General features: G+C 72.1%; 6 protein-coding genes and 1 rRNA gene. All 7 read left to right on the forward strand.

Annotated features, from left to right (window positions below; translation table 11 throughout):
• Positions 1-75, forward strand: a 5S ribosomal RNA gene (rrf, locus tag WBN91_RS39235); the annotation flags it as partial.
• Positions 76-184: 109 nt separating this feature from the next.
• Positions 185-1,465 (forward strand): hypothetical protein, encoded by a 1,281-nt coding sequence (locus tag WBN91_RS39240; protein WP_443217886.1) that lies wholly within the window; start codon positions 185-187, stop codon positions 1,463-1,465.
• Positions 1,405-2,346, forward strand: a complete 942-nt coding sequence (locus WBN91_RS38895) for a hypothetical protein (RefSeq protein WP_443217887.1) — start codon at positions 1,405-1,407, stop codon at positions 2,344-2,346. Before WBN91_RS39240 ends, WBN91_RS38895 begins: the two co-directional genes overlap by 61 nt.
• A 24-nt stretch (positions 2,347-2,370) precedes the next feature.
• Positions 2,371-3,168 (forward strand): HAD-IIA family hydrolase, encoded by a 798-nt coding sequence (locus WBN91_RS38900; protein WP_337723888.1) that lies wholly within the window; start codon positions 2,371-2,373, stop codon positions 3,166-3,168.
• 4 nt (positions 3,169-3,172) lie between these two features.
• Positions 3,173-3,346 carry a hypothetical protein gene (locus WBN91_RS38905; RefSeq protein ID WP_337723889.1) on the forward strand — a complete coding sequence of 58 codons (174 nt, stop codon included), beginning with the start codon at positions 3,173-3,175 and terminating at the stop codon, positions 3,344-3,346.
• A 4-nt stretch (positions 3,347-3,350) separates the two neighbouring features.
• A complete protein-coding gene (locus tag WBN91_RS38910) occupies positions 3,351-4,157 on the forward strand; it encodes a TlyA family RNA methyltransferase (RefSeq protein WP_337723890.1) in 807 nt (268 codons plus the stop codon).
• Positions 4,154-5,047, forward strand: a complete 894-nt coding sequence (locus WBN91_RS38915; RefSeq protein WP_337723891.1) for an NAD kinase — start codon at positions 4,154-4,156, stop codon at positions 5,045-5,047. The genes WBN91_RS38910 and WBN91_RS38915 overlap by 4 nt, the downstream gene beginning before the upstream one ends.
• Positions 5,048-5,211 lie beyond the last annotated feature (164 nt).

Consider the following 5,211-nt stretch of genomic DNA (forward strand, 5'->3'; position numbering starts at 1 on the left):
AACCCGGTAGTTAAGCCTTCCAGCGCCGATGGTACTGCACTCGTGAGGGTGTGGGAGAGTAGGACGCCGCCGAACATTTTTTCCCTGAAAGGGCTTGTGGTTGGGGGCACACGGAGATGTGCTCGAATCACAAGCCCTTTCGGCGTGTCCACAGCAGTAGAAGGAGTTCAGGTGTCGAGGTTCGGTGACCGTGCCGATCGGCCGGAGGGCGACCGTCAGCGCGGCCAGGGAGACCGACAGCGCCGATCCGATGGTGGCCGCGCCGGCGGAGATCGCAAGCAGGGCAGTGGCGGTCGTGACGCTCGCGGTGGCGAGCGCACCGGCGGCTACCCGCGGCGCGACGACCGGTCGGGGTACGACAAGTCCCGTGGCGGCGAGCGGCGGGAGTTCCGGCCGCGCGACGACCGCGGCGGCGACCGCACGCGGGGTGGCTACCAGCAGCGCGACGACCGTGGTGGTTACCAGCGGCGTGACGAGCGCGGTGGCTACCAGCAGCGCGACGACCGCGGTGGCTACCAGCGACGTGATGATCGCGGTGGTTACCAGAAGCGGGACGACCGTGGTGGTGAGCGCAGCGGCGAGCGGCGTGAGTTCCGGCCCCGTGACGACCGTGGTGGTTACCAGCGGCGTGATGAGCGTGGCGGCGAGCGCACCGGTGAGCGGCGCGAGTTCCGGCCGCGCGACGACCGTGGTGGCTACCAGAAGCGTGATGACCGTGGTGGCGAGCGGCGTGAGTTCCGGCCCCGCGATGACCGTGGTGGTTACCAGCGGCGGGACGATCGCGGTGGTGAGCGCACCGGTGAGCGGCGTGAGTTCCGGCCGCGTGAGGACCGGGGCGGGTATCAGCGGCGTGATGAGCGCAGCGGTGAGCGCCGTGAATTCCGGCCGCGTGACGATCGCGGTGGTTACCAGCGGCGTGATGACCGGGGTAGCGAGCGTCGGGATGACCGCGGTGGCGAGCGCCGTGAGTTCCGCCCCCGCGATGACCGTGGTGGTTACCAGCGACGGGATGACCGTGGTGGCGAGCGCACCGGTGAGCGGCGTGAGTTCCGGCCGCGTGAGGACCGTGGTGGGTACCAGAAGCGGGACGACCGCGGTGGGTATCAGCGGCGGGACGATCGTGGCGGGTACGAGCGTCGGGATGACCGTGGTGGTTACCAGCGGCGTGATGACCGGGGTGGCGAGCGGCGCGACGATCGCAGCAGCGAGCGCACCGGTGAGCGGCGTGAGTTCCGGCCCCGTGAAGACCGGGGCGGGTACCAGAAGCGTGATGATCGTGGTGGGTACCAGAAGCGGGAGACTCGGCCGCGTGATGATCGGCGGGACGACCGTCGGGATGAGCGCAGTCGGGATCGGGCCGCGCGGTTCCAGGAGCGGGTTTCCCAGCAGGGTGATGAGCAGCCGGTGCGTGACGCGGCTGTCGAGGCCCCGGTCGAGGGTGCGCCCGTTGTCGACGAGCAGGTAGTCGAGCCGCCAGCTGTCGAGGCTGCGGCTGTCGAGGCTGCGGTTGTCGACGAGCAGGTTGCCGAGACCTCTGATGTCGAGGCCGAGGTTGTCGAGGCGCAGGTTGTGGCCGCGGTCAGTCCTGAGGCTGTCAGCGTCGACGTCCCGGCTGAGAGTGCCGAAGAGGACACCGAGAGCGGTGAAGAGGGTCGGCGTGACGACGGGGGCCGGGCGCGAGCGCCCGAGCTGCCCGAGGACGCGGACATCTCGATCCTCGACCCCGAGGTGAAGCAGGAGCTGCGCGGGCTGCCCAAGGGGCTGGCCGAGATCGTCGGTCGGCACCTCGCCGCCGCGGGCATCCTCGTCGACAGCGAGCCCGAGCTGGCGCTGGAGCACGCCCGGTACGCGCGCACCAAGGCGGCACGGGTCGGTGTGGTTCGGGAGGCCGCCGGGCTGACCGCCTACCACGCCGGCGAGTGGGCCGAGGCGCTCTCCGAGCTGCGGGCCGCGCGGCGGATGTCGCACGGTGCCGGGCACGTCGCCGTCATGGCCGACTGCGAGCGGGCACTGGGCCGGCCGGAGCGGGCCATCGAGTTGGCGCGTGAGGCGCAGGCGCTGAAGCTGGACCCCGAAGAGGCCGTCGAGCTGCGGATCGTCGCCGCCGGCGCCCGGCGGGACATGGGTCAGCTGGACGCGGCCGTCGTCGCCCTGCAAGGTGACGACCTGGACGCCAAGCGCCGGGACCCGTGGAGCGCGCGGCTGTTCTACGCCTACGCCGACAACCTCGCGGCGGCAGGTCGTACCGAAGAAGCCATCCGCTGGTTCCTCAACGCGGCCCAGGCGGACGACGACAATGAGACCGACGCCGCCGAGCGGGCGTTCGAGCTGAGCCCGCAGGACTGAGCCCGCGAGACCGAGGGAGCCCCTGTGCCGTCCGATTCCCTGCTGAACCGCTACGACGCTCTTCTGCTGGACCTGGACGGCACGGTCTACCGGGGTCGTGAGGCCGTGCCCGGCGCGGTGGAGGCGGTCGCCTCCGCCCGCGGGCACGGCGTCGGCATCCGGTTCGTCACCAACAACGCCTCCCGCTCGCCGCGCGATGTCGCCGAACACCTCACCCAGCTCGGCTTCAACGCGGCGCTGGACGAGGTGAGCACGAGCGCCCAGGCCGGTGCCGAGATGCTGCTGGACCTGGTGCCCGAGGGCGCGACGGTGCTGGTCCTGGGCACGGACGCGTTGGCGGAAGAAGTGCGGGTCAGGGGCTTCGTGCCGACGCGTGAGGCGCACGGGGCGAAGGCCGTCGTGCAGGGGTTGTCGCCCGACCTGAGCTGGCGGGACCTCGCCGAGGCCGCGGTCGCGATCCGGGCCGGCGCGGTCTGGGTGGCCTGCAACGTGGACGCGACCCTGCCGACCGAGCGGGGGCTGCTGCCGGGGAACGGGTCGCTGGTCGCGGCCGTCCGCACGGCCACCGGGCAGGAACCGCTGGTGGCGGGCAAGCCGGCGACCCCGCTGCTGGAGCAGGCGGCGAAGTCGCTGGGCGCGGAGCGGCCCCTGGTGGTCGGCGACCGCCTGGACACCGACATCCTCGGCGCGGTGCACGCGGGCATGGACTCGCTGCTGGTGCTCACCGGCGTGTCCACCGCGCAGGACGTCGAGGCCCTGCCGGAGGAGCTCCGGCCCACCTACGTCGCGGCGGACCTCACCGTGCTCGATCGGCTACCGTGAAAGCGTGAGCTTCGAGGTTCCCCTCCCCGGCCCGCCGCGTGATCCGGTGGCCGGGATCGACGACGCGCTGGCCGGTCTCGACGGGCTGGAGCAGCTGGACGTCGCCGAGCACGTGACGCGGTTCGACGACGCGCACGCGGCGCTGACCGCCGCGCTCTCCAGCATCGACAAGGTGTGATCCGGTGCCGCGCAGGGCTCGGCTGGACGCCGAACTGGTCCGCCGCGGGCTGGCCCGGTCCCGGGAGCACGCGAGCCAACTGGTCGCCGAAGGGCGCGTGACGGTCCGCGGCACGGTCGCGACCAAACCGGCCACCGCCGTCGAACTGGACACCGCGCTGGTGGTGCGCGAAGGCGACGACCCGAACTGGGCGTCGCGGGGCGCGCACAAGCTGGTCGGCGCGCTGGAGGCGTTCCCCGACATCAAGGTCGAGGGCCGTCGCTGCCTGGACGCGGGTGCGTCCACCGGCGGTTTCACGGACGTGCTGCTGCGGGCCGGTGCTCGTCAGGTCGTCGCCGCGGACGTCGGGCGCGGGCTGCTGGACTGGAAGCTCCAGACCGACGACCGGGTCGTGGTCAAGGACAAGACCAACGTCCGTTCGCTCACGGCCGAGGACATCGGCGGCACGGTTGAACTGGTGGTGGCCGATCTTTCGTTCATCTCGTTGAGGCTGGTGCTGCCCGCGCTGGCCGCGTGCCTCGACGAGGAGGGCGATCTGCTGCCGATGGTGAAACCCCAGTTCGAAGTGGGCAAGGAACGGCTGGGCTCCGGCGGTGTCGTGCGCGACCCGGAGCTGCGGGCCGAGGCCGTGCTGGACGTCGTGGCGGCTGCGCGGGAGTCGGGGTTGCGCCTGCACGGCGTGGTCGCCAGCCCCCTGCCCGGACCGTCGGGCAACGTGGAGTACTTCGCCTGGCTGCGCCGAGGCGAACCCCTGGACGCGGGCTCCGCCGCCGCGCTCGTGCGTACCGCAGTAGCGGAAGGACCGCAGTGACGAGGGAGATCCTGCTCGTCGTCCACACCGGGCGGCAGAGCAACGTGGCTGTCGCGCAGGAGGTCGCCCGCCGCTTCGGCGCGGCCGGCGTCAAGCTGCGCGTGCTCAAGGACGAGGCACCCGAGCTGGACCCGTCCTGCTACACCCAGGTCGTCGCGGCCGACGACTCCGCCGCCGAGGGCACCGAGCTGGTGTTCGTGCTGGGCGGGGACGGGACGCTGCTGCGCGCGGCGGAACTGGCGCGGGCGTGCGGGGTGCCGGTGCTGGGCGTGAACCTGGGTCGGGTCGGCTTCCTGGCGGAGGCGGACTACGACGCGCTGTCCGAGGCGGTGTCCCGGGTCATCGACCGCTCGTACGCGGTGGAGGAGCGGATGACGGTGGACATCACCGCGTCCGTGGACGGGCACGTCATCGAGTCGACGTGGGCGTTGAACGAGGCCAGCGTCGAGAAGAGCTCGCGGGAACGCATCCTGGACGTGGTGGTCGAGGTCGACGGCCGGCCGGTGTCGGCGTTCGGCTGCGACGGCGTGCTGGTGGCGACCCCGACCGGGTCCACGGCGTACGCGTTCTCGGCGGGTGGGCCGGTGGTGTGGCCGGACGTGCAGGCGCTGCTGGTGGTGCCGTCCAACGCGCACGCGTTGTTCGCTCGGCCGTTGGTGGTGTCGCCGGCGTCGGTGGTGGCGTTGGAGGTCGATGCGGGCGGGCACCCGGCCGTGTTGTGCGCGGATGGGCGGCGGACGGTTGAGCTGCCTGCCGGGGCGCGGGTCGAGGTCGTGGGCGGGAAGACGCCGTTGCGGCTGGTGCGGTTGCGGGAAGGGCCGTTCACCGACCGGCTGGTGGAGAAGTTCTCGCTGCCGGTGCAGGGGTGGCGGGGGCCTTCGGCCGGTTAGTTCTTGGCGCTTCGCTTCTCTGGATGCGCTTCGCGCTCTTGGGACGCGCTGCGCGCTCTCGAGATCAACGCGCTGGCGCGCTCTTGGGATTAAAAGCGGCGCTCGCCGCGCGGCAGGCCCCCGGGGGTGGAAGGGCGTCGGTTTCTTCCCCCGTACGGCCTGCC

The sequence above is a fragment of the Saccharothrix sp. CCNWYY140 genome (assembly GCF_037401995.1).
Classification (GTDB): domain Bacteria; phylum Actinomycetota; class Actinomycetes; order Mycobacteriales; family Pseudonocardiaceae; genus Actinosynnema.